26 protein-coding genes are annotated in these 26,686 nt (G+C 53.6%); all 26 read right to left on the bottom strand.

The features are described 5' to 3' along the window. Positions 1-35: 35 nt before the first annotated feature. Positions 36-1,595 carry an ABC-F family ATP-binding cassette domain-containing protein gene (locus QMG93_RS07740; RefSeq protein ID WP_281935114.1) on the bottom strand — a complete coding sequence of 520 codons (1,560 nt, stop codon included), beginning with the start codon at positions 1,593-1,595 and terminating at the stop codon, positions 36-38. A 72-nt stretch (positions 1,596-1,667) separates the two neighbouring features. Then, complete coding sequence (locus QMG93_RS07735) at positions 1,668-2,564, bottom strand: PP2C family protein-serine/threonine phosphatase (RefSeq protein ID WP_281935112.1); 897 nt, start codon at positions 2,562-2,564, stop codon at positions 1,668-1,670. Between the two features lie 3 nt (positions 2,565-2,567). Further along, positions 2,568-4,244 carry a DUF6382 domain-containing protein gene (locus tag QMG93_RS07730; protein WP_413789272.1) on the bottom strand — a complete coding sequence of 559 codons (1,677 nt, stop codon included), beginning with the start codon at positions 4,242-4,244 and terminating at the stop codon, positions 2,568-2,570. A gap of 31 nt (positions 4,245-4,275) precedes the next feature. Beyond that, on the bottom strand, positions 4,276-4,800 hold the full coding sequence (locus QMG93_RS07725) for a prepilin peptidase (protein ID WP_281935107.1): 525 nt from the start codon (positions 4,798-4,800) through the stop codon (positions 4,276-4,278). Between the two features lie 2 nt (positions 4,801-4,802). Beyond that, on the bottom strand, positions 4,803-5,462 hold the full coding sequence (locus tag QMG93_RS07720; protein ID WP_281935105.1) for a TadE/TadG family type IV pilus assembly protein: 660 nt from the start codon (positions 5,460-5,462) through the stop codon (positions 4,803-4,805). Between the two features lie 9 nt (positions 5,463-5,471). After that, positions 5,472-7,757, bottom strand: coding sequence for a hypothetical protein (locus tag QMG93_RS07715; RefSeq protein ID WP_281935103.1), 2,286 nt, complete (start codon positions 7,755-7,757; stop codon positions 5,472-5,474). A 28-nt stretch (positions 7,758-7,785) separates the two neighbouring features. Further along, the gene (locus tag QMG93_RS07710) at positions 7,786-8,727 is read right to left on the bottom strand and encodes a hypothetical protein (RefSeq protein WP_281935101.1); all 942 of its coding nucleotides are present in this window, start codon (positions 8,725-8,727) and stop codon (positions 7,786-7,788) included. 114 nt (positions 8,728-8,841) lie between these two features. After that, on the bottom strand, positions 8,842-9,060 hold the full coding sequence (locus tag QMG93_RS07705) for a Flp1 family type IVb pilin (RefSeq protein WP_281935100.1): 219 nt from the start codon (positions 9,058-9,060) through the stop codon (positions 8,842-8,844). Between the two features lie 45 nt (positions 9,061-9,105). Then, positions 9,106-9,969, bottom strand: a complete 864-nt coding sequence (locus QMG93_RS07700; RefSeq protein ID WP_281935099.1) for a type II secretion system F family protein — start codon at positions 9,967-9,969, stop codon at positions 9,106-9,108. A gap of 12 nt (positions 9,970-9,981) precedes the next feature. Then, positions 9,982-10,809 (bottom strand): type II secretion system F family protein, encoded by an 828-nt coding sequence (locus tag QMG93_RS07695; protein ID WP_281935097.1) that lies wholly within the window; start codon positions 10,807-10,809, stop codon positions 9,982-9,984. Positions 10,810-10,844: 35 nt separating this feature from the next. After that, positions 10,845-12,065, bottom strand: a complete 1,221-nt coding sequence (locus tag QMG93_RS07690; RefSeq protein ID WP_281935095.1) for a CpaF family protein — start codon at positions 12,063-12,065, stop codon at positions 10,845-10,847. Beyond that, a complete protein-coding gene (locus QMG93_RS07685) occupies positions 12,062-13,174 on the bottom strand; it encodes an AAA family ATPase (protein WP_281935093.1) in 1,113 nt (370 codons plus the stop codon). Before QMG93_RS07685 ends, QMG93_RS07690 begins: the two co-directional genes overlap by 4 nt. A gap of 270 nt (positions 13,175-13,444) precedes the next feature. Then, the gene (locus QMG93_RS07680) at positions 13,445-14,077 is read right to left on the bottom strand and encodes a class I SAM-dependent methyltransferase (protein ID WP_281935091.1); all 633 of its coding nucleotides are present in this window, start codon (positions 14,075-14,077) and stop codon (positions 13,445-13,447) included. Positions 14,078-14,117: 40 nt separating this feature from the next. Continuing rightward, a complete protein-coding gene (locus QMG93_RS07675; RefSeq protein ID WP_281935089.1) occupies positions 14,118-15,155 on the bottom strand; it encodes an SAM-dependent methyltransferase in 1,038 nt (345 codons plus the stop codon). Continuing rightward, positions 15,155-15,922, bottom strand: a complete 768-nt coding sequence (locus QMG93_RS07670; protein WP_281935456.1) for an ABC transporter ATP-binding protein — start codon at positions 15,920-15,922, stop codon at positions 15,155-15,157. The genes QMG93_RS07675 and QMG93_RS07670 overlap by 1 nt, the downstream gene beginning before the upstream one ends. A 19-nt stretch (positions 15,923-15,941) precedes the next feature. Continuing rightward, on the bottom strand, positions 15,942-16,283 hold the full coding sequence (locus tag QMG93_RS07665) for a cyclic-phosphate processing receiver domain-containing protein (protein WP_281935087.1): 342 nt from the start codon (positions 16,281-16,283) through the stop codon (positions 15,942-15,944). Beyond that, positions 16,280-17,128, bottom strand: a complete 849-nt coding sequence (locus QMG93_RS07660) for a deoxyribonuclease IV (protein ID WP_281935086.1) — start codon at positions 17,126-17,128, stop codon at positions 16,280-16,282. Before QMG93_RS07660 ends, QMG93_RS07665 begins: the two co-directional genes overlap by 4 nt. 13 nt (positions 17,129-17,141) lie before the next feature. Beyond that, positions 17,142-17,951: an Fpg/Nei family DNA glycosylase gene (locus QMG93_RS07655; RefSeq protein ID WP_281935084.1), complete on the bottom strand. Its 810-nt coding sequence runs from the start codon at positions 17,949-17,951 to the stop codon at positions 17,142-17,144. A gap of 62 nt (positions 17,952-18,013) precedes the next feature. Then, a complete protein-coding gene (locus QMG93_RS07650; protein WP_281935083.1) occupies positions 18,014-19,657 on the bottom strand; it encodes a ribonuclease H-like domain-containing protein in 1,644 nt (547 codons plus the stop codon). After that, entirely contained in the window at positions 19,654-21,939 is a 2,286-nt protein-coding gene (locus tag QMG93_RS07645; protein WP_281935081.1) for a DEAD/DEAH box helicase, read from the bottom strand. The genes QMG93_RS07650 and QMG93_RS07645 overlap by 4 nt, the downstream gene beginning before the upstream one ends. Positions 21,940-22,272: 333 nt before the next feature. After that, on the bottom strand, positions 22,273-22,488 hold the full coding sequence (locus QMG93_RS07640) for a hypothetical protein (RefSeq protein ID WP_253411519.1): 216 nt from the start codon (positions 22,486-22,488) through the stop codon (positions 22,273-22,275). Between the two features lie 179 nt (positions 22,489-22,667). After that, positions 22,668-23,633, bottom strand: coding sequence for a metal-dependent hydrolase (locus QMG93_RS07635; protein ID WP_281935077.1), 966 nt, complete (start codon positions 23,631-23,633; stop codon positions 22,668-22,670). Between the two features lie 24 nt (positions 23,634-23,657). Continuing rightward, positions 23,658-24,611, bottom strand: a complete 954-nt coding sequence (locus tag QMG93_RS07630; protein WP_281935075.1) for a lysophospholipid acyltransferase family protein — start codon at positions 24,609-24,611, stop codon at positions 23,658-23,660. Between the two features lie 12 nt (positions 24,612-24,623). Beyond that, the gene (locus QMG93_RS07625; protein WP_281935073.1) at positions 24,624-25,397 is read right to left on the bottom strand and encodes a GNAT family N-acetyltransferase; all 774 of its coding nucleotides are present in this window, start codon (positions 25,395-25,397) and stop codon (positions 24,624-24,626) included. A 212-nt stretch (positions 25,398-25,609) separates the two neighbouring features. After that, on the bottom strand, positions 25,610-26,302 hold the full coding sequence (locus tag QMG93_RS07620; protein WP_281935071.1) for an LrgB family protein: 693 nt from the start codon (positions 26,300-26,302) through the stop codon (positions 25,610-25,612). After that, positions 26,289-26,660: a CidA/LrgA family protein gene (locus QMG93_RS07615; protein ID WP_281935069.1), complete on the bottom strand. Its 372-nt coding sequence runs from the start codon at positions 26,658-26,660 to the stop codon at positions 26,289-26,291. The genes QMG93_RS07620 and QMG93_RS07615 overlap by 14 nt, the downstream gene beginning before the upstream one ends. Positions 26,661-26,686 lie beyond the last annotated feature (26 nt).

Genomic DNA, 26,686 nt, shown 5'->3' with positions numbered 1-26,686 from the left:
TTTTTCAAAATCGAATTCGTCGGCTGCTTCTGTCCTTACCTGTCGGCTTTGGCGGCGGACCATTCCTCGACATCCCACACCTTCGTTACCCAATCCTCGTAAAAATCGGGCTCGTGGCATACAAGCACGATCGTGCCTTTATACTCCTTCAGCGCTCGCTTCAGCTCGTCTTTGGCCGCCACGTCCAAGTGGTTCGTCGGCTCGTCAAACGCAATCCAGTTGCTCTCGTGCATCAGCAGCTTGCATAGGCGAACCTTTGCCTGCTCGCCCCCGCTCAAGCTGCTAAGCGGCCGGGTGATGTGGTCGTTTTTAAGCCCGCACCGGGCTAACGCAGCCCGAACTTCATGCTGATTCATATGCGAGAATTCATTCCATACATCATCGATCGGCGTCAAATTCGGCGCTTTCACTTCCTGCTCGAAGTAAGAAGGGTACAGAAAGTCGCCCAAAAACGTCGATCCGCCAAACGGCTGGATTTTTCCCAAAATCGTCTTCAACAGCGTCGACTTCCCGACCCCGTTACATCCCACGACAGCGATTTTATCGCCGCGTTCAATCGTGACGTTCATTTTAGGCAGAAGGGCATGGGAATAGCCGATTTCCAGGTCTTTACCCTCGAACACAATGCGTCCGCTTGCCCGTGATTCCTTGAACACGAAGGTCGGTTTTACCGCCTCCTCGGGACGGTCGATCCGATCGATGCGGTCTAGCTGCTTTTGACGGCTTTTTGCCCGGCCCGACGTCGAATAACGGGCTTTGTTACGCTGAATGAAATCTTCCTGCTTCTTGATAAACTCCTGCTGCTTCTCATACGCATCGATATGCTGCTGTTTATTGATATCTGCCATTTGCAGAAACTTTTCGTAGTTAGCGGTGTAACGCGTCAGCTTGGCAAATTCCAAATGGTAAATGACGTTTACAACCTTGTTCATAAACTCGGTATCATGGGATATCAGCATGAAGGCGTACGGATAGTTTTGCAAGTAATCCGTCAGCCAGTCGATATGCTCAACGTCCAGATAGTTGGTCGGCTCGTCGAGGAGAAGAACCGTCGGCTGTTCCAGCAGCAGCTTGGCCAGCAGTACCTTCGTCCGCTGTCCCCCGCTAAGCTGAGCCACGTCGCGGTCCAATCCGATCGCATCAAGTCCCAAACCGTTCGCCATCTCCTCGACTTTTACGTCAAGCAGATAAAAGCCGCTATTTTCCAACCGGTCTTGAATCTCGCCCATTTGCTCGAGCAGCAGCTCCAACTTGTCCGGATCGGCGTCTGCCATCTGTTCGGTGATCCCATTGAGCTCCTGTTCCAGTTCAAATAAAGGCAGAAAAGCGTCCTTAAGCACTTCGCGGACCGTTTTCCCCGGTGTCAGCTTCGTATGTTGGTCCAAATAGCCATAATTTACTTTGGGGGTCCATTCGACCTTCCCCGAATCCTTCAATAAACTGCCGGTCAAAATATTCATCAGCGTCGATTTGCCGACGCCATTCGCACCTACCAATCCAACATGCTCTCCTGGAAGCAGGCGAAACGAAACGTTTTTAAACAATACTCTGCCACCAAAGCTGTGGCTTAGTTCTTCCACCGTCAACAAGCTCATGTAATTTCGGAATCTCCTGTCTATGAAAATAATTCGCGCTCGACAATTCATTATAACATCAGTAGGCGCAAGTTATCCAGATGATAGACTTGACAGAAGCTTGCGGCCGCAGCGATAAAGTCGGCGGAGCCATAGTCCGCAATGTAATCGCAGCCGTTCTTTCGCGTTCTTTCTCCCCGTCACGGGCTTGAGCAACACAACACTGATATTGTCGTCGGATTTTCGCTGCAATGCTTTTGTTAACAGCAAGTCGCACATTTCCTGCAGGTCACTGCCCTTGCTGTTGGCAGTACGCAGCAGCGCGGCAATGGATCTGGGCAAAAACCGGTCGTAAAAACCGTCGCTGCTCAACAAAAATAAAGTGCCCGGGGCGTAGTAGCCCGAGCGGATGTAGACATCAGGCCGTTCTCCCATGCCCAGTGAATGCAGCAGCACATTGCGCTTGGGATGACTTCGTGCGCGCCGTGCGGACATTCTCCCGCGGCGGACTTGGGCGGATACCCACGTGTGATCGCGGGTCAACCGCTTACATCGTCTTGTCGGCGATAGCCTGTAAATACGGCAATCCCCGACATGTGCTATGAAGTAGACGGCATCCGTCAACAGCAAGAGCGTCAATGTCGTGCCAAGACGGCCACCACTGCCCTGCCCCATTGCGACCAGTTCCCGGTGGACGCCAAAAAACCATCCCTCTGCCTCGCGTTCCAATCTCTTCAGACTGTCTCCTGCGGAAAGCAAAGCAGGAACCTTGGCATCAAGCCATTCCTTCAACCGACGAATGGCCAATTCGCTGGCTTGCGCGCCGTCCTCCGAGCCGCCCATCCCGTCGGCGAGCGCGGCAGCGGCATACGGAATGCCTTTCACTGTCTGTCCCACTCGCAGCAGCGAGCGGTCTTCATTAATTGTACGGAACCATCCCGTATGCGTGGCGGATCCATATTGAAAATGGACGGCAATCGTCGGTTTCACGCGTCAGAACCCCATTTTAAACTTAAATTCGGTCGATACGATCTTAACTATATCACCTTCCTTCAACCGATGCACCCGGTAAGGCACCAAAGATTCACCATTGACAGTTGTTCCGTTCCGCGATCCTAAATCTTTGACGGCGTAGCCTTCGTCATCCTTTACAAATTCGGCATGCAAGCGGGACACGCCCGCTTCCTCGTGCACCCAATCCGCACCCGCTCCGGCACGTCCGATGACGAAGCTATTTTTATGAAGCTGTATTTGCTCCCTGATGCCATTGCGATAAACTTCCAAGCATGTGCATGAACCATCCGAAGGCCGCGGCGCTTTGCCTAGAAAGACCGTTGCGTCCTGCGGCGCAAGCAGCGTTGTTCGCATCGCAAGATCCGAGGATTGGGGCTGTACCTCATGAGGCTGCATCTCTCCTTGCGACAATTGGCTGTATCCGGTTGCCGGAGAAAAAATCGGGTCCGGCTCCTCGGAACGTCCCGCGTCAGGCATAACCGGATCTCCCGGAGCAGCAAAACTAATCGGCGATGGCGACGCTAAACCGACGCGACTCATAAAGCTTGCCTGATCCCCGCGATCCGGCTCAGGCAATTTTTCGTTGGTGGCCTCGAAGGACAACCCCGGCGCACCCTGCTTCGGTGCCTCGGTTGAAGTCTTTGCCATTCTGAGAAACAGTACCAATGCTCCCGCCGTGAAGATCAGCGTCAAACCGATACACATCCATAGCATTGTGTCGCTCGGATCGTCAAAATAAATTTTCCAGACGAAGCACCATGCGAGAACGGTAAGTAAAATAACGAACAATTGCCTTTTACGGGATTCAGGCCTCGCTTTGGCTGCTGCTTCGGTCTTGGGCATTCCGGGCTCCAACGAATGATGTGGCGGGGACGAAACAGGTATCTGTCCGCCAATTGGCTCATACACCGAATACTCGTTGCGTACCGCTCTGGGGGGATCATTAAACGGCTGCTCCGGACTATGAAAGAACGCAGAGTCCGGATGAACGGAAGCTCTGAAAGCATGCTGTGTCGGAGCCGTCATCCCCGCCCCCGCCAGTTCCGGTCCTGCCGGTGAAACATTCTGCAAAAGACCGATTTGCTTCAAGAGCAGTTGTTTAAGCTCGGGCAAATTGAAAGCTTCCTCCTGCAAATAACGCATTAGCTCTTGAAATCCGCTTCCATGGAGCTCGGTTACCCGGTGAATCAAACGCGACGCCAAATGATGGAGATCTGAAGAAACCGATCCCTTCCCATCCAAATATTCTTTAGGAATATAAGTTAAATACAAATCATGAAAACCGGATCCGCAATAAATGTATTCCTCCTTTAGAACGTATCTGCCGGGCTGGAGCATGTATACCTTGCTGTCGTCAAGCACTTCGACAATATGCAGCAGCAGCGCATAATATTGGGCGAGCGAAAGCATCTCCATTCGCAGCCAGTGGCTGAGCATTCGTTTGCCTGTAATGGCATAATACAAGCATACATCTCCGTTCCTCGCCTCTACCTGAACCTCGAGCAGCCGCGGAATCCGGTTAGCCGACAGCATATTGACTTGAAAGCTCGAGAGGTCTTGCTGCTTCATCCCGGTCGGTGAGGTAAGTACCATAAAATGACCGTTCCGGTTGTCGAAATCGACTTTCAGGCCGTATAGCTGCTGGTCCAACGTCATTCTCCTTTCCTTTTATTTTCTATTTGTCACACTAAATACCAAAGGATTCCCATTGAATGATCGTAATCATGACGCCCGGCAGCACTGCCCACATGAATGGAAAACGGAGCCGACCGTCGGATGCAGGATCGGACTTTAATACAGACAGCTTGCGGAACGCGGCGAGCTGAATAAGCAAAAATCCCGCATGAGTCAGCCGTTGAACACCGTCGCTGCGCCATAACAACACAAGCAGCGCGATCAGACCGGCGCATATGAGCGAGGCTGCCATAGCGTAGAGGGAGAACACCGCCCCGGTAAAGGCTCCCAGCGCAGCAAACAGCTTGACGTCTCCAGCCCCCACTGCACGAAGTACATATAACGCGAGCATCGGAGCAAAGCCGCAGGCCAGTCCTGCAGCGGAAAACGCCAGCCCGTTCCAACCGGTCGTAGCCAAATGGAAAATCAATCCGAAGATTGCTCCCGTCACGGTAAGCCAATTCGGAATTTTTTGTTTCGTAATATCCGTAACGAACGCAACGGCTAACATGACCGCAGCGATCCAAATACCGAGCATGCTTATCCCCCTACCCATGCGCGCTCCTGCGCTTTTTTTCGAAGTATGACGGTTTTCTTAAAAAAAGGGACTGCGAACGTATACTCATACTGAGCTTCGATAGAAACATAAGCCTTCTCCCGGTCATCAAAGTTTGGAAAATGAAGAGAGGTGACTTTGAATTTACTTCGATCAAGCTTTCCCATATCGGCAAACGATGCAATAATTGGCGTCGCCGCTTCCGCAACCTTCTGCTCCACCTTTTTCTTCGCTTCGTCCTTTGCCGAACCTCCAAGCGCTTCCAGCTGTTCTCTTCGCTCTTTTTCCCAAGCGACCAAACGAACCAAAGGCTCAGGAATCCATTTGCCATAGTCCTCCACGAATTGTTCGGAATCGATGACTTTTTGTCTGGCCGTCTCCAGTTGGGTCACCACGGTACCCAGCCAAGCACTGGCTCGGCTGTTCTGCCATCGCGCTTGCCCCTGTCGGTATAATAGCTCGACCGGGTACATGTTGGCGGCAATGACTTTGGCCGATTCCGAGACGGCAGACTGCAGTGCCATCTCTGCCAAAGATACGCGAATAAACGCAATCAGCAGCAGAAGAAATGCCAGAAAAAAGGGCATCACGAGCGCCGCTTCAAGAGTGATGCTTCCTCTCTGCTCTTTCGTCCATCGCAACATACTGGCCTCCTAATATGTAAAGTCTACCGTTTTGGTCATTCGGCAGCGGTTACCGCTTACCTCGCAACCGGAGAACCCGCTTTTCCCTACCAGTTTCATGATAGCCGGTAAAAACCAGAGCCGATATGATGTTGAAACACCTCCGGAAACATATGTAGTCATTTGATAAAGCTTCTGTTTTGTGTTTAATTCAATCAGCGCCTGCATCCGGGACAACAGAACCGACTCACGGCTATGAAGCAGCAGAAATAATCTCAGATAGTCTTTATACCCTAGTGTGATTACACCACTCAGCTTCTGGGATAGTGGCACCTGCTCGCCTTGAACAAGCTTCATCATGTCCGCTTGTGCCCGAATTGCGCCTTCCGTCACTGCAGCCAGCAAGACGAGAAGTGGTGAACCGGCGGCGAGTACTTCGTTGCGCGGCTCAAGCAGCGCTTCGGTCGTTCCGATCGCCAGCCGGACGGCGAACATCTCCGCGTACGCCGAAGAATAGTTGCCGCTGCACGTAGTTGAACCGTAAATTAAATATTCAACTTCCTGATTGGTTAATTCATGGCCTGCGGGATTGGATAGCTCTTTGGAGGTTCTGGACATGCCGGAAGCATCCTTTTCCAAACCAAGTGTTCGGTAGCTGAATTTGCTGACTGCGAATTCATCGATATAAAACTCGTCACGCACATCCGTCAGCACCCCTTCCAGTGCTGAAACCAGCTTCAAAGAGCTGGCCCCGGCCTGATCCGGTGTTTTCAAATTAACAGTCGATACAGGAGAAATTGCTCCGGCAGCTTGGTTCATTTCCAAATACGTCTGATAGAAGCCTTTACTGCCAGCCGTCTTCGGATCTCCCTGAAGCTTGCGGTAGCTCTCTTCATACGGATCGACATTCGATACAAGAGAGCAGCTGCCGATCGTTCGCCGAAACTCGTCCAGAATCGGCTGCGCCTTGGCCCTTTGCTCCCGTTTAGCCGCTGCCGTCGCTTTATTTTTGCTCTGACGTTCGGTTTGTACCTTATTCTGTTTGGCGTACCATTCATCCACTTTCGTTTTGAAGCCATTCAACGCTGCTGTGGTCGTAGAGTATTTTTGTTTTGTAAACATAAGGTTATCTTCAAGCTGAACCCGTACGCTGGAAAACTGCGCTACCGCCGTTCCTACTCCCGCTTCCCACTGTTCCAGTTCCTGGCGGTCGATTAAATGCACAAAGTTGAAGACATCCTCGGCCTTTAGCTGCTGACCCGAACCATTTGGCTGCCGAACTTTGCTGATTTCGGCATTTAAGTCATCGTTAGCTTTTTTAGCCAGCTTCATCGCTTCCAAGAACGCATCCTTATGTTTGGAGAGTGCTGCATCATCGATCGCTGCCTCGCCTTTCAACAATCCGAGCAGAGCGGCGTATTTGGTGAAATCATCCAACAGCTGTTGGAACTCTGCTACCTTCTGCGCCGCTTCCGACGCTTGACGCTGCAATTCGTTTTTCGTCTGATTCAGCTGCCTGATCGAATCGGCGGCACCTATGCCGCCTTGGATCAAAGACATGATCGAACTGTCGATTTGCTTGATTTGGTCGTTTAACGCCTTCAGCGTAGCTTGTGCAGATTGTAGAGAGGCCCGTATATTTTCCAGCGTATGGATGCCGATTTTCTCACTTAGCGTGTTCAAATCGCGAAGCTGCGTATCGTAATGCGTATGCAGCACTTCAGATTTTTGACGTATCGCTTGAAAGGCATCCCAAGCTTCATCCAGTCTACGATCGCGCTCTTCCAGCAGCTCTTCTACTTTAACCGCATTTTCGGCGAATTTCGAAGCTTGATTCAATTGGGCATCGAGGCCTGTTTTTTTGAACTTGTCGGTCAGTTCAAGCGCGTAAATCATCGGAGCCCGGTACTTCATCTCCTCCAATATTTGCTGCTTGAAGATCGTATGACTGGACAGAGCGAAGATCGGTGTTACCTTTGCCGAATCCTCTTCCAATCGTTGATCAATAAAACGGAATTGACCAGGCTCCGCAGCGCCGGACAAATTGCCGGCTACCGTTTGCTTGAAAATCCCGTCCCCCTTGCTCCCGGTCAGATCCGTACCAAACAACCCGTAGGCTGCCAGCTCCGGAGAAAAAGCGGAAAGTGTCGAGCGAACCCCGGATTTTACGGCATTCTCGGCTTCCTTATCCGCGGTCTTCCACCTCGCGACATCAATCAACAGCCCGCACAGCAGAAACAAAGGAACAAGAATGATGATCAAATAGATCGATACGGCACCGCTTTGCTCCTTCCATAGCTTTAGCAACCTCCTCAAAAATTCACCTCCGGATTCCCCATTTCCGTCATTCATGAAGCACAACAACAATTCCTTTTTGTTCCAGATCACGTTTCAGACCTTGAGTCAGCTTCATTTTATCGTTCTTCGACACCTTGAAAAAATGCCATACCACGCCTTTAATTTGAGTGCCCTGCTTCAGCAGCTCCACGTCTTTTGCCATCTGCTCTCGCAAATTTTTTTCATTAAAGGTGTAATATGCCTGGTGGGCCACGCCGGAAGCGTCCAAGGCATCAACAACCCGGACGGTTTCAGGGGTCAAATTAAATTTCTTGCTTATCCCGCCAACCAAGCCACGTAAATGCTCCGCAGCTTCGATTTCCGAGGTGATTTTTACCGGTTCTTTGACCGAGGTTTTCGGGTCGACCATCGTTTTCAGCGCATCCTTCGGCTTGATTCGCCCTTGGATTTCACCAATGAAAGTTCGGGTCAGATCCGTCAGCCGGATCGTTTCGAGCGGGTCAATGACGTAAGATTTGGACGAAGTCTCCACATCAGCCTCTTTGCCCCAAAGTTTCTGTGCAAAGGAAGGAAAGTGAAACTTTTTTTCCAAGGCGACGCGAACATAGCGCAAAAATCCATGATTCGTATAATCGATCTCTCCACGAAGCTGCTCAGGCAGGTTTCCTGCCGCTCGGGAAAGTTTACCTGCCGGACCGTTTTGCCCAGCTGCTTGGCCGGATACCGGAAGCTGAACGGAAGCCGGAGCGATAGGAAGCATAAAGCTGAATAAATTCAGCAGATGGTCGGTCGTCAGCCGCCAGTATAAACCATCCGTTTGCCCTAACCCAACCGATCCGGTGACCGGATCTTTTCTGCTGTTGTCCCAAATATAAGCTGTTCGATCCGCCGTCAATGCCGCCGTGTAATGAACGGAAGCTTGCTGATAAGCAAATAGCAATAAGAAAATAAGCAGCAAAGTCGCGATTAAAATGATAGGAAGCGTCAAAGACGCCTCAATCGTAAATTGACCGGAATCACCGACAAAGAGTCGGCGGGACGTTATAACGAACATCCGTTTATGGATAAATCTCATGAACACTGTCATGTCATCATGCCAAGGTCAGGGCGTGCCTAACTTGCTATCGTCGATATTTACATTTTTGGAATCCTTTATTTCTTTACTGGCATCGTTAAATAAGCTTTCCATCCACTTCGTGATCCACTTTCGGAAAGCAATCGCAATAATGAGCAACACCGCAATGATTAACAAAATCTCAAGCGTACCAAGTCCGTCTTCTTCTTTCAAAAACCGCTGCCACGCCGTTTTCAAAGCTTCCATTCCTTTTTCCTCCTCTATTGTCGCAAGACTATATCTGTTGCTTAATTAGTTCATCATCATTAAAGCAGGGGCCGCTACCATAACCATGACGACGAAAAATATCATGACCATCGGAAACACCAGCTTGGACGCCGCCTCTTCACCGAGCGTTTTGGCAAGCGCCTTGCGCTTCTCCCACAGGTTTACGGACAGTTCCCTCAAAGCCATTACCAGTTCATCGCCACCCCGCTTATAATTCAACAGCAGCGTTGTCGTAAACAGCGAAACCTCCTGCATTGCGCACCGCTTGCTGAAGTCCTCCATCGCTTTGGAAAAGGATACGTTCACCTTAAGGACGTGAACAGTTTCCTTCAATTCGGCCATTAACGGACTGCCACCAGCCTCTTTTCCATTCGCAATCCGTACCAGGGCCTGCGGCACCGTTTCGCCTGCGCCAACCAGCAGCATCAACTGGTTCAAAATTTCCGGAAGCTCAATTAAAATGGACTGTTTCTTCCGTTTAAGCTCCCCAGCTGCTTGTTTGTACATCAGAAACGGAGCAAAAATCGTCAACGGCAGGCCATAAATCAACATCTCGGCTTCTCCGGCAGCCAAGCCGGCCATGGTGCTCAAAATAATCAGGCCATAAGCAATAGTAAGCGTCTTGGCTGCAAACCATTTCGTTTCCGAGATCGCCGGTTTCGCTCCGTGCAGTCCTATCATGATGCGATGCACCTTGCCGAGCGGCTCGGATAGTCGATCGGCTAGCTTCGTCCGGTCCATAAACCATAAGCCTGCTGGGGTGAGCCAATAGAACGCATCTGATCGAGAAAGACCTCGCTCGTCGCGGACCCATGGAGCATACTTGGGAAATCCTGCCCAAGCCGCACCGGCAACGGCGAGCAGCTCCAACAGCAATAGCGCGAGCATCCACAAATCGCTTCACACCTTTATATTCATAATTTTTTGTGCCAAGGCAAAGCAGCCGAACAATACCCAAAGCGCACCGGTCATGATAAGCAAGCCTCCACCTTCATACAGTGGTTCCATATAATCCGGCGTCATCCAAGCGAGCGCTGCAATGAGAATGACAGGTGCAACCGTGAGTACTTTGGATTCGAATTTCTTTTGGGCCAATGCCACTTGGATGTCCTGTTCGATATCCAATTTTTCTTGGATAATGACGGCCGTTCGCCGAACCACCTGAACTAGACTGCCGCCCGTCCGCTTGCATATAACGAAAACGTCCGCAAACTGGCCGATCTCTTCGATGTGAGCCCGACGGCTGAAGTCGAGCAAGCATGCCTCGACGGTTTCTCCGTTTTGCAGCCGCCAGATGATGAGCTCAAGCTCTCGCACAATCATCGCTCCCGTATCAGGATACAGCAGCCGTAAATCGTCAAGCGCCTCGTTAAAAGACGATTCGATCGAGCGGCCCGCCCCCATGGAAGAGGCCAACGAAGCAAGCATTTGCTTAAACTGCTGTTTAAGCTGTGCTTTCCTTTTAGCTATGATCGCCTTGCGCCGCATGACAGGATAATAAAACCCGGTTAAGGCAAATAGCCCGGCAATCAACGGATTTTTATAAAACACCATAGCTATCCCCGACATAACGGCTGCACCGTAAAAGGTAGCAGTGGCCTTTTGTCCCCACGTCAGTTGGTATTCGTTATAATCCGGAAGCTTAGCTTTAGAGACCGCAGGCGCCGGCTTCGTGCCGAAAGACAACCCCGCAAAGGCGCGCAAACGGCCGAAAGCCGATTTGTTCATGTTTGATATCCTCCCCCTTTCCTGCCTTCATCCTGCTAGATCAAGCCTGCCATCTCCAGCTTCCATGTCCCTTCCAGTTCATTGCCGGTAGGTTCAAGCTGCCCGATTACTTTGCCTTCCGCCGATTCGCCCGTTTCCACGAACCGGAAAAGCGGATTAAGCTTCACCTCCCCTTCGTCGACCCCAATAACTTCGGTAATTTCCGTTACCCGTCTGGAACGGTCGCGAAGACGGGTCAAGTGGATCATTATATCGATCGCCGACGCGATTTGTTTGCGCACGACTTCAACCGGCAGGTTGGCCCCACTCAATACCATCGTCTCCAAACGACTCAGCATATCCTGAACCGAATTGGCATGACCCGTGGATAACGATCCGTCATGCCCAGTATTAAGAGCTGCAAGCATATCCAATGCTTCAGCCCCCCGAACCTCTCCGACAATGATGCGATTCGGCCGCATCCGCAGCGATGAGCGGATCAAGTCTCGAATCGTAATCCCGCCCTTTCCTTCCGTATTGGCATTGCGGGTCTCAAGGCTGACGAGGTTCGGCACGCCGCGAATTTGCAACTCGGCCGAATCTTCGATCGTGATGACGCGTTCGTCCGGCGGAATATATTGTCCCAGCGCATTGAGAAATGTCGTTTTCCCCGAGCCTGTTCCCCCTCCGATAAATATATTGTATTTTGCTTTGACGAAGCGGATAAGCTGCTCTGCTGCTTCGCGCGTAAGAGCCTGACGTGCAATCAGATCGTCCAGCGTCATCGGGTGTTCCGGAAATTTTCGGATCGTCATCGCCGGGCCTTTCAACGCAATCGGCGGCAGTACGACGTTGACACGAGAACCGTCCGCAAGCCGGGCGTCGACGATCGGAGTCGACTCATTCACAATCCGGTTGACCCGGCCGACAATCGCTTGAATCGTATCTTCCAGCTTATCCCTGCTTTCGAAACGGATATCCGTCTCCAGCACACGGCCTTCTTTTTCAACGAAGATCTGGTCATGGGAATTGATCATAATTTCAGTAATCGTCCGATCGTCGACGAGCGGTTGGAGCACGTCCAAACCGCGGAACGAGTGAAACACCTCTTGCACCAACGTCTGCTTTTGCCCCGCGGTCAAAAATGATTCTCTAGAGTAAGCAAACACGATTTGCTCAATCTGCTCCATCAGTTGCTCGTCCGACAACGCGTTTCCATAATCCAAGCTATCCTGTACGCGCTGTTTGATCAGTTGCTTTACCGCGACGTCCTTCATCCGTACCGCGATCCTTCCCCACCAGCTCGAACCAAACCGGCAGCGGCCAAGGCAAAGGCTGACGACATCATGTCCTCCACTCGCCCAACGCCTTTCCATTCGGGGACGTAAGGCAGTTCACTGCGATGTGCAAATCCGTATGCTTCGAACCGGTTCACCGTCTGTCCAGCATTTTTGTTATGTACGAACCGCACCCGATGCAGCCAATCTGTCGTTCGCTCCCCGGCAGTCCAGCTTCGGAGCAGTTCGGCGTTTTTGCTCAAATGTACGCAGTCGTCCAGCAGCAGCCATAAAACGAGGTCGGCCCCTTGAATCGCCTCCCTTGTCACAGCATGCGGCGCCGAGTCCAAATCGATTACGATACGGTCGTACATCCCTGTGGCTTCGATCCCTTGCAAAATGTGCTTCAGATCGGACGCTTCCATCTCCGCCAGTTCTTTCAGGTGCATCGACGGAGGAATGAAGTCGAACTTGCAGTCGGGATGTTTCCTTTTGAGCACTTCCAGCTTGGAAGAAATAAGTGCTCGGGCCGTCTTGGCATAATATAAAAGCTGGGAAAACGACTCCATTTCCTCCGTTCCTGCCTGGACATACCAAGCCCGGGACGGGAGCAGCTCTAGTCCCAAACAGAAGACACGTTCCCCCTGCTGGGCAAGCTGGTACGCCAAATGAACCGCCGTTACTGTTTTGCCCGCTCCGCCGACGCCCGAATAAACGGCAACCGTCTTCGCTCCCCGGTTTCCCCGCAGCGGCTCACCTGCACAAAATTCGTTGTAATGCGCCGTAATGCCCGATAACAGCCTGTCCAGAGGCTGGTATTTGAACATAACCGGGTATTCGAGCAGTCCGCCCTCTCTTGCCGAATCGCTGATCACAACCGTACACCCCGGTTTAAGCCCGAATACGGCGTCAGGCAGCGGCGTAAGCGATTCATGAACCATAATAATCAGCGGTTCTTTGTTTTGTTCTACAAACCGGACTCCTTCGTCCATCGACGTAAACACGCGTATACTGAACCGCTCCGCATATTCGGACGAGCGGACGTAGGCGGATAGCATCTCACCAAAATAGGCATCTTCGTCCAACAGCACCAGCATAATTTTAGCCACCGGCGGCACCACCTCCTTCGTATTTGTGCACCTAGCTTATTCCCGTATCTCCTTTTGCCTCGATACTTCTTCCCTGCGGTTCATAGATCACATACTCTCCAGTTCCCCCCTTAGAAACACAAAAAAAGCACACACTGACAGGAATTTCATTCCTTGGTCAGCGGTGCTTCCGCTTTTGTAAATATGCAATTAACCGTATTATAGCATAAAAAATGGGAAGCGCAAGAGCCCGGGGCAAAAATTACATTTCCGCTTTGCCTGCCACCCAGATTAACGAAGCTCGGGCCTAGTTGCAGCTAGTACCCAGACAACCTTCGGTTTATCATAGCGGTCCATGGTCTGCTCCTGTAAAAACGAGACTTGCCATTCCTGAAACAGCCGTTCCAGCTGCGGACGATCGAAGAAACGTTTGCGCTGCCCATTCAATTCGTAATAATTCGGCTCGATAAGCCTACCTTGTCCGGCGCCGTATTCGAAGTCCCTCGTCGAATTGACCCGGCACCAAAGCTGCCCGCCTGGCTGAAGCACCCGGGAAATGTCTGCGACGATTCTCCCGGTATCGCTCCATGAGAAGTAATGGAGACTTAAATCCGTCACCACAGCCCGCGCCAAACCGTCCGGAAACGGCAGCGGCTGCAGCAAATCAAGCCGCTCCGTTTTAACTTGCGGCACAAGCTCTTGCACCCGCATTAGCGCTTCGGCCGAACGGTCGCAAGCGATGACGGAGTAACCTTTTTCCGTTAAATACAGCGTATCGTTCCCGGCGCCGCAACCAAGATCCAGTATGGGACCGGTCCCGGCAGGATCAAGCCCTCCGATGAACGGCTCCAGCCATAAATCGTACTTGACCTGCTCCGGTCTCAGCTTGGAGAACAAGTCGTTCCAAAAAAACGCATCCGACATCCGCAAAGCTCCTTTCGGCTCGCATTGCCAGAACAGCCAGTTACACTTGCTTCATCAAAAACAGCGTCAGCTCCTCGCGGTTGTGAAAAAGCTGCTTCGCTTGCTGAAGCTCCAGCTCCGGAGCCAGATCGCTCACCACTTCGCGAATCGTTTGAAACGCCTTCTTGTGCATCAGCTTCACCGTGATAACAGCCGTTCCACCCGGCTGCAGCGCATCCAGCAGCCCCCGGACTAGCTTGGCCATTTGACGGTGGCTCCAGCTCATGTCGCAAACGAGCAGATCGAATGCATTTGCAGTAAACGAAACCTCGTCCGCCTTTTTCTGAAAATACGTAAGCTGCGGATGACGCAGCAACGTCGCGTCCAGCTTGGCCGGGTCGATCGCAGTTACCCGAAGTCCGCGCTCCAGCAGCAGCGATGTCCATCCGCCCGGCGCCGCGCCGATATCGAGCGCGGACCGGTACTGGGACAAATCCAGGCCGAAGGCCTGCTCCGCCTCCAACAGCTTGAACTTGGCTCGCGACACTTGTCCCTCTTCCTTACGGAAGCGGATGGCTCCGCCGGACCAATCGGACAAATTGTCCTGCGGCCGGGACAAGCCGAAATACAGCTTAGCTTCCGTAAAATACAGGGAAAGGATCAGGTCCGCATCGCGCGATACCGGATTCGCCTCGAACACCGCTGTCAGCATCTCTTCAACGGAAGAGCGAACCGACGGCAGGGACAGACCCGCTAAAGCTTCCCCTTCCGCTTTTCTAGCTTGTATCGCTACGTTCATCTGCTTCAGCGACGCTCCCGCAGCGACAAGCATCTCATGAATAGGGTGAAGCGCATGATCGAAAGTACCGTCCCACGGTTGCGCCACATCGACCGGCTGCATATGCCGCAGAAATACGGGCTCCTGTGCCAGGATGCGGCCAATCGTATCGCTGCGCTCAAATTCGGATGTGAATACAAACACTTCGCCCGGAACCAGCCATTCAAATTTAACAGACTGATCAAGCAGACGCCGAAGCTCTTCTTGCGCCTGCTGGGCAAATCCCCGGTTGGACGTGCCGATAAATGTCGAGTCGTTCATCACAGCACCTTAATCCAAGGCCGGTCTCCGGACCATTCGATCCGAATCGGCACTTGATACGCCTTTGCGAGATTTTCCTCGGTCAACACGTCCCGCTTCGCACCGGAAGCAATAATTCGCCCCTGCTCAATCAGCACAACGTGCGTGAAAAGCGGTACGATCTCTTCGATGTGATGCGTGACATAAATGACCGTCATTTGCTGGCCGCCGAGTACGTTGATATTTTCAAGCAGCCGCTCACGCTCGTACAAGTCGAGACCTGAACAAGGCTCGTCCATAATGAGAATGGACGGATTTGTCATCAAAGCGCGCGCCAGCATCACTTTCTTCCGCTCGCCTTGCGACAGCGTACCAAGTGGCTGGTTGGCCAAATGGGCAAGCTTCACCTTGTCCAGCATGGCGATCGCCTTCTCGCGGGCGGACTGCGGAATTTCTTCATAAAAACGCAAGTAACCGAATTCGCCGGTGGCAATCACTTCCCACACCGGGTCCCCGGCATTTAATTTCTCATAAAGCGATTGGCTGATATAGCCGATCTGCTTGCGGACTTCGCGGACGTCGCATTGTCCGTATGTATTGCCGAGCACTTGTACTTTGCCCCGGGTCGGGAACTCGTAGCCGTTCATCAGCTCCAGAACCGTCGTTTTGCCCGAACCGTTCCGGCCAAGCACGACCCAGTGCTCCCCTTGACGAATATCGATATTGACCCCGGACAAAATATGCCGGTCTTCGCGGATAAAATGAATATCTTGCAAGGATAAGACCATCGTCACGTTGAACCACAACCTATTCTTTTACAATTTCGGAAATTTCCATAAGCAGCCCGGTAGGCATCGGACCGTTCGTCAGCCGGACGTGCTCCGGCTTGCTCGCATACAGCAGTTGAAACATTTGCTGACGGCCCGCGTCGCTCGACGTATGCAAATAAATGCGCTGCGGAAATAAGCCCGCGCTTGCCATCGCCCGAACCAATTCCAGTCCGTTAGGCTGTCCCCAGCCCAAGTCGTAGTCTAGCGAAAGCACGTCCACTTCGCACTCCTGCAGCAGCAGCAAGCATTCGTCCACGGTACGGGCAGGTACGAAGCCTTTGGGACAAGCGCGATAATCGTCCAAATAAACGTGAATCACCCTTCGCTCAGCTCCTTGACGTATCGAATTTCTGAAGCGTGCGTGCTCCCTCGCAGGACAGGCGTTTCCAGCACCGCCGGAAGGTTGGGCATTGACTTGAGCACAGTCGAGCGCAAGAGCGAAGCGAACCTGGCTTCCCCGATTTCGCCCCGGCCGATCATGGCATGCCGATCTTTATGCGCGCCTCGCGGATACACGGAATCGTTCAGATGAATCGCCCGGAGGTGCTGCAAATAACCGGTCGCTGCCGCATGCCGCTCCAGCTCCGGCCATCCGTCCTTGGAGGAGGGCCACAAGCCCGAGGCAAAAGCATGACATGTATCGAGGCAAAAGCCGACAAGCCCCGGAAAAGCGCAAAGATTCCGCACTTGCACGAGCTCCTCAAGCGTCGTCCCCATGGAGGTCCCTTCGCCCGCCTGATTCTCGATCAGCAGCAGCGAACGGCCCGTATAGCCGGCAAGCGCTTCATTCATACATTGTATAATATTTTTATAGCCTTGTAACGGGTCTTCCCCTTTATATTTGCCAAAATGGACCACAACGCCGACCGAACCGCACGCGTCAGCAATCTCAAGATCGTTGCGAAGCGAAGCGATCGTCGCCTGGCGCAGCTCGCCCGGACTTACGGCAAGATTCGTCGGATAAGGAGTGTGAGCGATACTGAGCAGGCCGTGCTCGCGGCAAAACCGGTCGCACTGCTCGGCGTCCTGGCGGTTGAACGACTTTACGGTCAGGCTTCGTGGATTTTTGGGAAAATATTGGAATGACTGGGCTCCAAGCTTTACCGCCGTCTTTGCCGCTTCCGCATAACCGCCCCGAATACTGATATGACAGCCGAAACGCATGGTCAACGCCCCCTCACCCCTGACAGACAAGACAGCAAAACGATTTCTTGGACGAAACGTCTCGTCTGGCAATCGGGCTACCGCAGCGCAAGCACGGTTCTCCTTCGCGGTCGTAAACCCGGCAGCGGCTGTCGAAGCCGCCCGTAAGCGCATCGCCGACGAATAGCGGCATTTCCATGTACCCGCCGCCCTGCGTCGCTTCCGTCAGCACTTCCCGCATAGAGTGGAATAACCGGTCAACCTCTTCATCAGACAACGCGTTCGGACGCCGGGACGGCAGGAGACCCGCATGATAGCAGATTTCATCGCTATAACAGTTGCCAATACCCGCAAAGACGCTTTGATCGACAAGGTTGCTTTTAAGCGTACCCGCTTTGGCGCGCAGACGTTCGGCGAACCGGTCAGGCGTAAGCCCCGGGTCGAACGGTTCGGGACCGAGCTTGTTCATCAGCTCATCAACTTCCCCCGGATCATGGAGATGCAAATAACCGAGCCGCAGCCCGATAAAAAACAAATGACGATCTCCGAAGCCGAGCCGCACTTGAACGGACCGGTCCGGCTTTTCCTCTGTCTTGCCGTAAAACATCATACCTCCGAGCATTAAATGAAGCACCAGTACGTTGCCTGTCGTTAAGCGAAACAGCAGATGCTTCGCTCTCCTGTCAATGCGGGAAACGGCCTGACCGATCAGCTCCTGCGTCCATCGCTCGGGCGTCACGTTAATCGATTTTTCTCTTGTTACTTCCGTATCCGTCACAATCCGGCCTATGATTCGCTCGCTTAGCAGCTTTCGGTAATTTTCCATTTCGGGCAGCTCAGGCATCGTCATTGCTCCTTTCGGATCATGATCTTACCATGTATTTCCACCCCGAAGCGAAATTATACTTACAGTGGCATAGAAAGCTGTTCCGCCGCAGACAGGTCGGATTTTCTTTTTGATTGAGGAACGCGGGATACGGCAGACGCTGCTCCCTGCACCGGAGCTGATGCCGGGACTTGGCCGACTGACCGGCTGGATAGCTTTGTCCTTGTCCGGGCGCTTGACTCCGTCGGCAATAGCGAATCGGACACTTCTTGCTCAATAGCACCAGTAACACGCGTTGCACTAGCGGAAGAGGACGCTTTCCGCCGCAGGCGTTCGATTCGCTTGCGCAGGCTGACGACTTCTGCATCCTCCTCCCGCTCCTCTTTTCCCTTCGCACGGCTGCCGCTAAGTGCGGACGATTTGCGCTCTCCGCTCCGCTTCAAGGCATCTCGCCGCCAGAGATGGTCAAGCGCTTCCTGAGCATAGGCGAGAGCGCGCTCCCACTGTTTTTCCTTATGCTCATAGTACATGGACAGCTCGATATACGGCTCCAGCGAAGCTGTCGCACGGCGGCCCTTCAGGGCGATATACCGGCTCCAGAGCGAGCAGGCTTGCATGTAACGTCCCCGGCGCTTGCAAAATTGCGCAAGCGGCAGCAGGCACGGTTCTTCGGCAGCAAGCTCGTCCGCAACAAGAAGCTCTTCGGTCAGCGCGTTCATTACCGTGTCAGCCATGCCGCTTCGACCGATTTTATCGAGCCACAGGCCGAGCCGAAAGCATTCCTCTAAACCGAACAACCTCGCGTGAGACCAATCACAGGAACCGTTCAGCAAGCAGGCAAAATGAACGGCCAGGCCCGCCAGCGACAGCACGTCCAGCTCATTATGGACGAACACACCTTCCAAAACGGAAGGGTCGCGCTGCGCCAAATATTGAAAATAGAGCGTCGGCGCAAGCGAGCCTGGCACGTCTTCTTCGCGCCGGACGCCAAGCCGTTCCTCCTCTACTTTGCCTAGTCGGCAGGAGGGCAGCGTGTGCTTCCATAAGCTGCGAGACGGATGCAAAAAATCGATGTGCCCCACGGGCTCGGCGGCCAGCTCCATCCGGTTCATAATATAGCGGTTTTTGACAATCGGCCAATCGAACGATTTGCCGTTATAAGAGATTAACACCGGATGCGCAGCAAGCTTTTGCTCCAAATAGGCCAGCATCGCCGACTCTTCGCCCGGGTGCCGGATCAGCATCTGCTCGATATGATATCGATGGCCTTGGTAAAATCCGATTCCGATCATGAACGGCACGTTGCCTGCCCCATGCCCCAGCCCTGTCGTTTCGGTATCCAGAAAGAGCAGCCGCTCGTGAAATGGAGTGGCCGAACGGTTCGACACAGCACTGCCTGCCGCCGGCTCAAGCAGCGCAAACAGCTCCTCCGCGCAGGACGATAAACGCCCCAGCTCATATTGCCCATGACGAAACCCCGCTTCATACGTGCGGCGGCGGATGATGAAATCCCCCCACTCCGTATGCTCCATGGCCGCACCGACAATCGACCATTCGTCAAACTCCGGCGCGGACTCCGGTTTATTCTCACCGTGAGCCGCCTGGCCCTCTTCAGCCACCCCCGGCGGCTGCTCTCCTACGAGAATTTTGTCTTCTTCCTCGCGTTCCTGCGTACCCGCTATCGACTTTTTGTGCCGCAGCAGCCTTTCCTTAAGCGAGCTCATCGCGAGGCCTCCAGCTGCTTCAGCAGCCCGAGCGACAGCTGCTTCCCGGTCAGCCCGACCTCTTCAATCGGCCCGACACAGGCCGGGCAGCCGCTTAAGCAGCCGCACGACGAAATCAGGCGCTGCGCTTCGGCCAGCAGATCCCCATGCACTTCGTACAGCCGCTCGCTAAGCCCTACGCCGCCCGGGTAACGGTCGTAGAAAAAGATCGTAGGCTGCTTGTTATGCACCGCCTTCACCTGCGGAACGACGCGGATGTCATGCGGGTCGCACATCAAATAAAGCGGTGCGATGTGCACAAGCACGTTCGCCAGCCCCAGCAGCGCAAATTGCATATCGTTCACCGTCATGCCCGCGGCAATCTCGTCGTCGAACGTGAACCAGTAAGAGCTCGTATGCAGCTCCTCCTCTGGCAGATGAATCGGTCCTGATCCGATATTCTCATGTGTCCGCAGCTTGATTTTTTTGAAAATCGTCGCCTTGGCGTTAACAGTCACTTCGCCGAACTGCCGCTTGAGCCCCCGGTCAATCGCCTCCCGGTGCACATGCAGCACCTTCAACTGGACGGCCAAACTGGCGTCCGTGAAATAATCGACGTCGACCTCGCGTATGTAAGCCTTCTTCTCCTCGTAATCGAGTTTCTCCACCTGATACTGCACGCCCTCGTGGATATAGATCGCTTCCTCGTGAATCATCGTCGGGGCGCTGAACCGGTCTACCTCGCCGATGACCCGGGCGCCATTCGTCATATCGATGATGATGAAATTTTCCTGCGCGGCCGACCGCAAGCTGATATCGTGCGCCGGAAACGACTGCTCCATCCAGTGCCACCTGTTTTTGACCCGGTGCAATATTCGTTCCTCCGTCAAAAACTCCAATATATCATGCAGCGACTCGCCGCCAAATTGTTCGTTCTCTTCGAACGGCAGCTCGTAGGCGGCGCATTTGACATGGTCGACCAGGATGATGAGGTTGTCCGGTTCGATCAGCGCCCGCTCCGGCGGACGCTCGAAAAAAAATCTGGGGTTCTGGATCATGTATTGATCCAGCGGATTGCTGCTCGCCACGAGGAACGTGACGGAGCTTTCCTGCCGTCTCCCGGCGCGGCCCGACTGCTGCCACGTGCTCGCGATCGTGCCGGGATAGCCGTTCAGCACGCACGCCTGAAGCTGCCCGATATCGATCCCGAGCTCCAGCGCGTTTGTGCTGACGACGCCGCGGATGTCTCCACTACGCAGCCCCCGCTCGATTTCGCGCCGCAGCTTGGGCAGATACCCTCCGCGGTAACCGCGGATCGATTTCGTGCCCAGCTCGTGGGCGACCAGCTCCTGCAAATATGTAAGCAAAATTTCGACCCGTACGCGGCTCCGCGCGAAAACGATCGTTTGTATCCCCTGGCGCAGCAGCATCGCAGCGATTTTCCTCGTCTCCAGCACACTGCTCTTGCGGATGCCAAGCTGCTGGTTAACGACGGGAGGATTATAGAAGACAAAATGCTTCTCGCCTGCGGGCGCGCCGTTGTCATTGACAAGGGATACACTCTCCCCGATCAGCCGCTCCGCGTGCTCCTTCGGATTGTCAATCGTCGCCGAAGCACAAATAAACTGCGGATTCGAGCCGTAAAAGCGGCAAATCCGCTTAAGCCGCCGGATTACGTTGGCCACATGGCTGCCGAATACGCCGCGGTAAGAATGAACCTCGTCAATGACAATGAACTTTATATTCTCAAACAGCTTCACCCACTTTGTGTGATGCGGCAAAATCGCGGAGTGCAGCATATCCGGGTTCGTCACAACGATGTGCCCGGCATTGCGAATGGCTTGGCGTACGGTCGGCGGCGTATCCCCGTCGTACGTATGGGTTTTGATATCGGCGCCCATAATATTCGCCAGCTCTTGAAGCTCGGCCACCTGGTCCTGAGCGAGCGCTTTGGTCGGAAACAAATAGAGCGCACGCGCGCTCTCGTCTTTCAATATGCCCTCCAACACCGGCAGGTTGTAGCACAGCGTTTTGCCCGAGGCGGTCGGGGTCACGGTCACGACGTGCCGCCCCGCGCTTACTTCGCGGAACGATTGGGCTTGATGCGTATATAATTGTCCGATGCCCCGGGCGAGCAATGCTTCCCGTAGCCCGGAGTGCAAGCCTTCCGGGAATGACTCGTACCGCCCTTCCCGCGGCGGAATCGTATGCCAGTAAGTCACCTGAGACATTAGCTCGGACGACGAACGGATCAGATCGATCATTTCTTCGATGGAAGAAACCTTGCCAGTCAAACGGTTCATAAATGCAGCTCCTTTTGACGGTAACGTTCCTTTCATTATATCGAATGCATGTTCGTGTGACAATCTCTTTTCTTAGCGGAGCCGGTCGAACGGAATCGGAATGACGCGCCTAAATGTTGTTGAAACTTGAAGAAAGCATGTCGTATCGTGCGCTTTCCCGGGAAAGTTTTTTCGTTGTAGCGTCGTCAGTTAAAGGGGCAGTTCCATTTTTGAAGAAAAAGGGGTGAGGGAATAGACACATGAGAAACCGGCAAGCGGCAGTCGAGCAGAATAGCTTTGGCCTGCCGCCCATCAGACCGGCTGGTCCCGATCACTCTTAAAGCATGGATCAACTTAGAGCACATCGGAGGAATCATCGTAGTCGAACCTTATGCCGTCATGCATAGACACCTTATGAATCGAAGCTGAGTTCATGGCCGCGTTCGCGCTCACCTGAAGCTTACCCAGCACTTCCTGAAACGGCTGGGCCTTGGCGCCGCTTGATTGCGACCGAATGGCAAGCTGCAGCGCCTGCTCGATCACGGCGATATCCTGGCTTGTAAAATCCATTCCGTCAACCTCCCCATGCTTGGTTGTATACTGGAACTATTCTAACCCGATCGTTTTTTATTCATACCTCGGGACAAAACCGCATTTGCCAATTATGGCACGGGCATACAGCGCTTCGCACCTTTGAAGACCTTCGGCCTGAGCAATTTTCGACAAATTCCGACAAACTCCCGGCAGGTTTACACATACGGCGGGTCCCACGCTTTTTTCCTCCAGCCTAGCGTTTGACTGACGACCTTAAGATCCCGATCGAGCGTTACGTCCACCCCGAAGGGCAGCTCGTGATTGTGCCAAAACCGCATATCCCGCCATCGGACCTCATAGCCGTCCTGCCTCTCGATACAAGTGACATGCACGCGTTGCGCAAAATGCAAAAACGCACGCACACCATCAACCGCACGCGTGACCTCTACGACCATGCCGCCTTCGGTATGTTTGGCATAAATATCTTTGACCGTCAGTTCCTTGCCATAAACGTTCCCTGTATAAAAAGCGTCGCCGCTTTCAAACACAAACTGCCAGCGAAACCAGTGCAGACTCGGGACAACGTGGCACATCCCTTTCAGCCCAAACCGCATTCTCACCAAACGGACTACACTACGGTGATGTAGCAGCCGTCCTCCGATATATATTAACGTAAACGAATAAATCCACAAAAACATCAATCCCGGATTAAGTCCCGTAGACAGCCATGCAATCAAACCTGCCGCATGCGTCACAAACAGCACCGGTTCGAACAATGGGAGCGCATCCAGGTGATGCCAGCGCTGGGAGAACGGACGAAAGCATTGAACGCCGTATGCATTGAGCCAATCCAGAACTACGTGGAAAACGACCGCCGCCATCGTCCAGGCGAAAACAAGCGGCTCATGCTCCCATACCCCGAATCCCCAAGCGATCGGAACGGACAGCGCCAGCGGCCATAAAAGCATGGCCGGAAGCGAATGCGTGATTCCCCGATGCACCCGGATATAAACGGCATAGCCCCGAACCCGGGCAACCGTATCGAAATCCGGCGCATGCGAACCGATCAACGTGGCCGCCAGCACCGCGTGCAGCAGCGCCGGATTTTGAGCCACTTCAGGTTGAAGCATAGCCAAACCGGCCAATGTAGCGCCAAACAACAGATGACTTCCGGTATCCATGCAGCTATACGCCTCCTTCGCTTGTCACGCCGTATGCGTCTTTCGCCGCTCTTGCTCTGTATGAGCCCCAGCCCCGTCACCTTGCTCTGTTTCCCAACGCTCCTCTGCATTAAACCAATAGAACCACTGTTCTGGCCGTTCCCGAATGACCCGTTCCATGAAGCGGTTCAACACATTCGTCGCTTCTGTCCGCGTCGCCTTCGTGAACGAAGATGACATATATAGCGGAGCTTCAAACCGCATCCGGTGCACCCATCCGTGCTCGCGCCATCCACTGAATGGAATAATGGGCACCCGCTGCTCGATCGACAGCGTCGAAGCGCCCTCGGGCGTTCGCGTCATCCGGCCAAAGAAACGGGCGAGGGGAAACGTCGGGCGCCAGAAATCCCCCAGCAAAAAGACGACGCCTCCCGCCTGTAAATGCTTCCTCAGCTTACGAAGCAGTTCCAGCGGCGGCATGTTATCATAATCGAGACCCGGACAGCCCATATCCCGAAACTTCAAATACAGCGGCCGCAGCTCCGGACTCCCGCCGGTGGCAACGGTTAGACACGAATACTTCTGGCACAAATACCAATAGTAGTAAAAAAAGTTGCCCGCATGCGGCGTATATACAATCGCACCGCGGCCTAGACGCAGCGCTTCTTCCAGGTGGGCTTCTCCTTCCGTCCGGAAACGCCATTTCTCACTGCCCGGCAGTCGGTGCGATTCCAGCAAAATTTCATATAGCGCAAAGACGACATTTTCGGTATAGCGAAACCCAGTCTTCCTGATCTGCTGAGCTGTCCGTTCCGGCAGCAGCTCCTTCATGTTCCGCTGCACCTTGCTTCTCAAACCTGAACCGGCGCAGCTATACAACAGTAAAGCCGCCATTCGGCACAACGCGGCCATCACGCTTCTCGGCAGCAGACCGCACCGCCGCGCCCAACGCTCGCACGCTTGCCGGTCCGCGGTCACTTTGGCAATCCATTCGTACAAGCTCCCAGCCCCCTACCCGTTTAAAAAATGCTTCTTGTATCTGCGGGTGATCCGGTCCTTTTCCAGCACGATGAAGAAGTCTACCGTATCGAACAGTCTATCGTACGCCGGATCGCCGCCAATCTCTGCCCCAAGCCATTGATATCCCTTCATCAGCGGGGGCAGCCTGCGGAAAATTTCTTTCTCGGCCAGCTCCGATTCGATCGTGCTCAGCCCCCGAATCCGGTGCGTTTCCAACGGACGAATGCCGTACCGTTCCGTAATGACCTGTTTACTGCGAAGCATCGTATAGATCAGATTCAGCTCCTGCAAATTCGGGAGACGCAAACTGGCGCAGCCGATCAAATAGCGGTAATTCAGCTCGGTCATATACGCGGCAATGCCCTCCCACAGCATTTGAATCGCCCTGCTTCCGCGGTAGGCCGGCGCAATACAGCTTCTCCCGAGCTCCAGTGTATGGCGCTTCAGCGAATCGAACGCGTGCAGATTGAATTCGGTTTCCGAGTAAAATCCGATGCCCGAGGTCGCCCGCTCTCCCGGCAGTAGCCGGTATGTTCCGACAACCTCTCCCGTGATTACATCTTTGACGATCAGATGGTCGCAATAAGCATCGTAAATATCCCGCTCCAATCCGTTCTCGGTTCGCATCTTCATGTTCTTCTCTTCTTCTACAAAAACCTGATACCTCAGACGCAGTGCCTGCTCCACTTCAAAGTCGGTTTCTGCCAGCTTTACGGTCAAGATGGACGGCTCGCTTGCGATTTGACTTGCTGCTTGTCGGATCATCGTCAACACGCCTTTCTCCAAGTAAAGGTTGATGGGATGAAAGTTACAGCTTTAGGGTATCAGACGATTATTAGGATAGCGTTTTCGCGGTGTAAAGCTTTTGTAAGGCTTCGCCCGGTTTGTCCGGCTGTGCGGCATAAAAAAGAACCGTTCGGCAGAACGGCTCCATCATGGAAAGAAACTATATTTTTTTCAATAATGCGACTTGGAACTCACCGCAACCACCAATACAGCGGAATAAAAAGCAATGATGTCAAAATCGCCGCAGCGCCCATCGCAAAGCCGCTGACACTGCCCGCCAGCTCCGAATCGCGGATGATCCGCGCCGTGCCGATGCCATGCGAAGAGGTACCGATGGCGGTGCCGATCGAGATGTCGTCGCGCACGCCCGCCAGCCGCAGCAGCCCCGGCCCGAACATACTTCCGATCAGACCGGTCAGAACGGTCAGTACGGCGGTCAGCTCGGGAATTCCTCCCGCTTGCCGGGAAATCTCAAGCGCAATCGGCGAAGTGACCGATTTGGGCATCATGGTCACAAGCAGATCTCGACTGCCTCCGAGCCCCCAGACGAGGCCGGCAGACAGCAGTAATGCGCTGATTGAACCTACTGTAATGCCCGCAGCGATCGGTAAGAAGGCATTGCGAATGCGCTGCGCGTTTTTGTACAGCGGGATGCCGAGCGCTACCGTCGCGGGACCGAGCAGAAACACAATATAATCTCCACCTTTTCGGTACGCTTCGTATGGCACATTCGTCGCGAGCAGGAAGGCGATCACAAGCGCCGAGCACGTCAGCAGCGGATGAAGCGCTTTCCAGCGCTGCTGCAGCGCGAGTGCAAACACATAAGCCAGCACCGTCAAAGCGATGCCGAACAGCGGCTGCTCCGTCCATTCACGGAATGTCATGACGACGATTCCCCTCCTTCCGCGCGCGTCCGCCGCCAAGGAGCTTAGCAGTCCATCCTGTTACAAGCAGCACCCCAAACGTGCTGGCAAACAAGCTGACCAGGATGGTCACTGCCTGTTCCCCGATCCAAGAAAAAAACACCATCGTCCCAACGACAATCGGCGCAAAGAGCAGCAGCATATGCTTGATCAGGAAGCTGCCAGCTTCCTCTACCCATTCCACCTTGACCCATTTTAGAAACAGACTAGCCGTAAACAAAATCAAACCGATGACGTTAGCCGGAAGCGGAAGCTTCAAGCCGAGCTGCAGAATCGTTCCCAACAAGTAAAAACCGAGCAAGATGGCAAAACCGCGCATCAGGAGCCGCCTCCCTTCTCCCCAAA

The organism is Paenibacillus tyrphae (genome assembly GCF_027925525.1).
Taxonomy (GTDB): Bacteria; Bacillota; Bacilli; order Paenibacillales; family NBRC-103111; genus Paenibacillus_G; species Paenibacillus_G tyrfis_B.
This window is presented reverse-complemented; position numbering and strand designations above follow the sequence as displayed.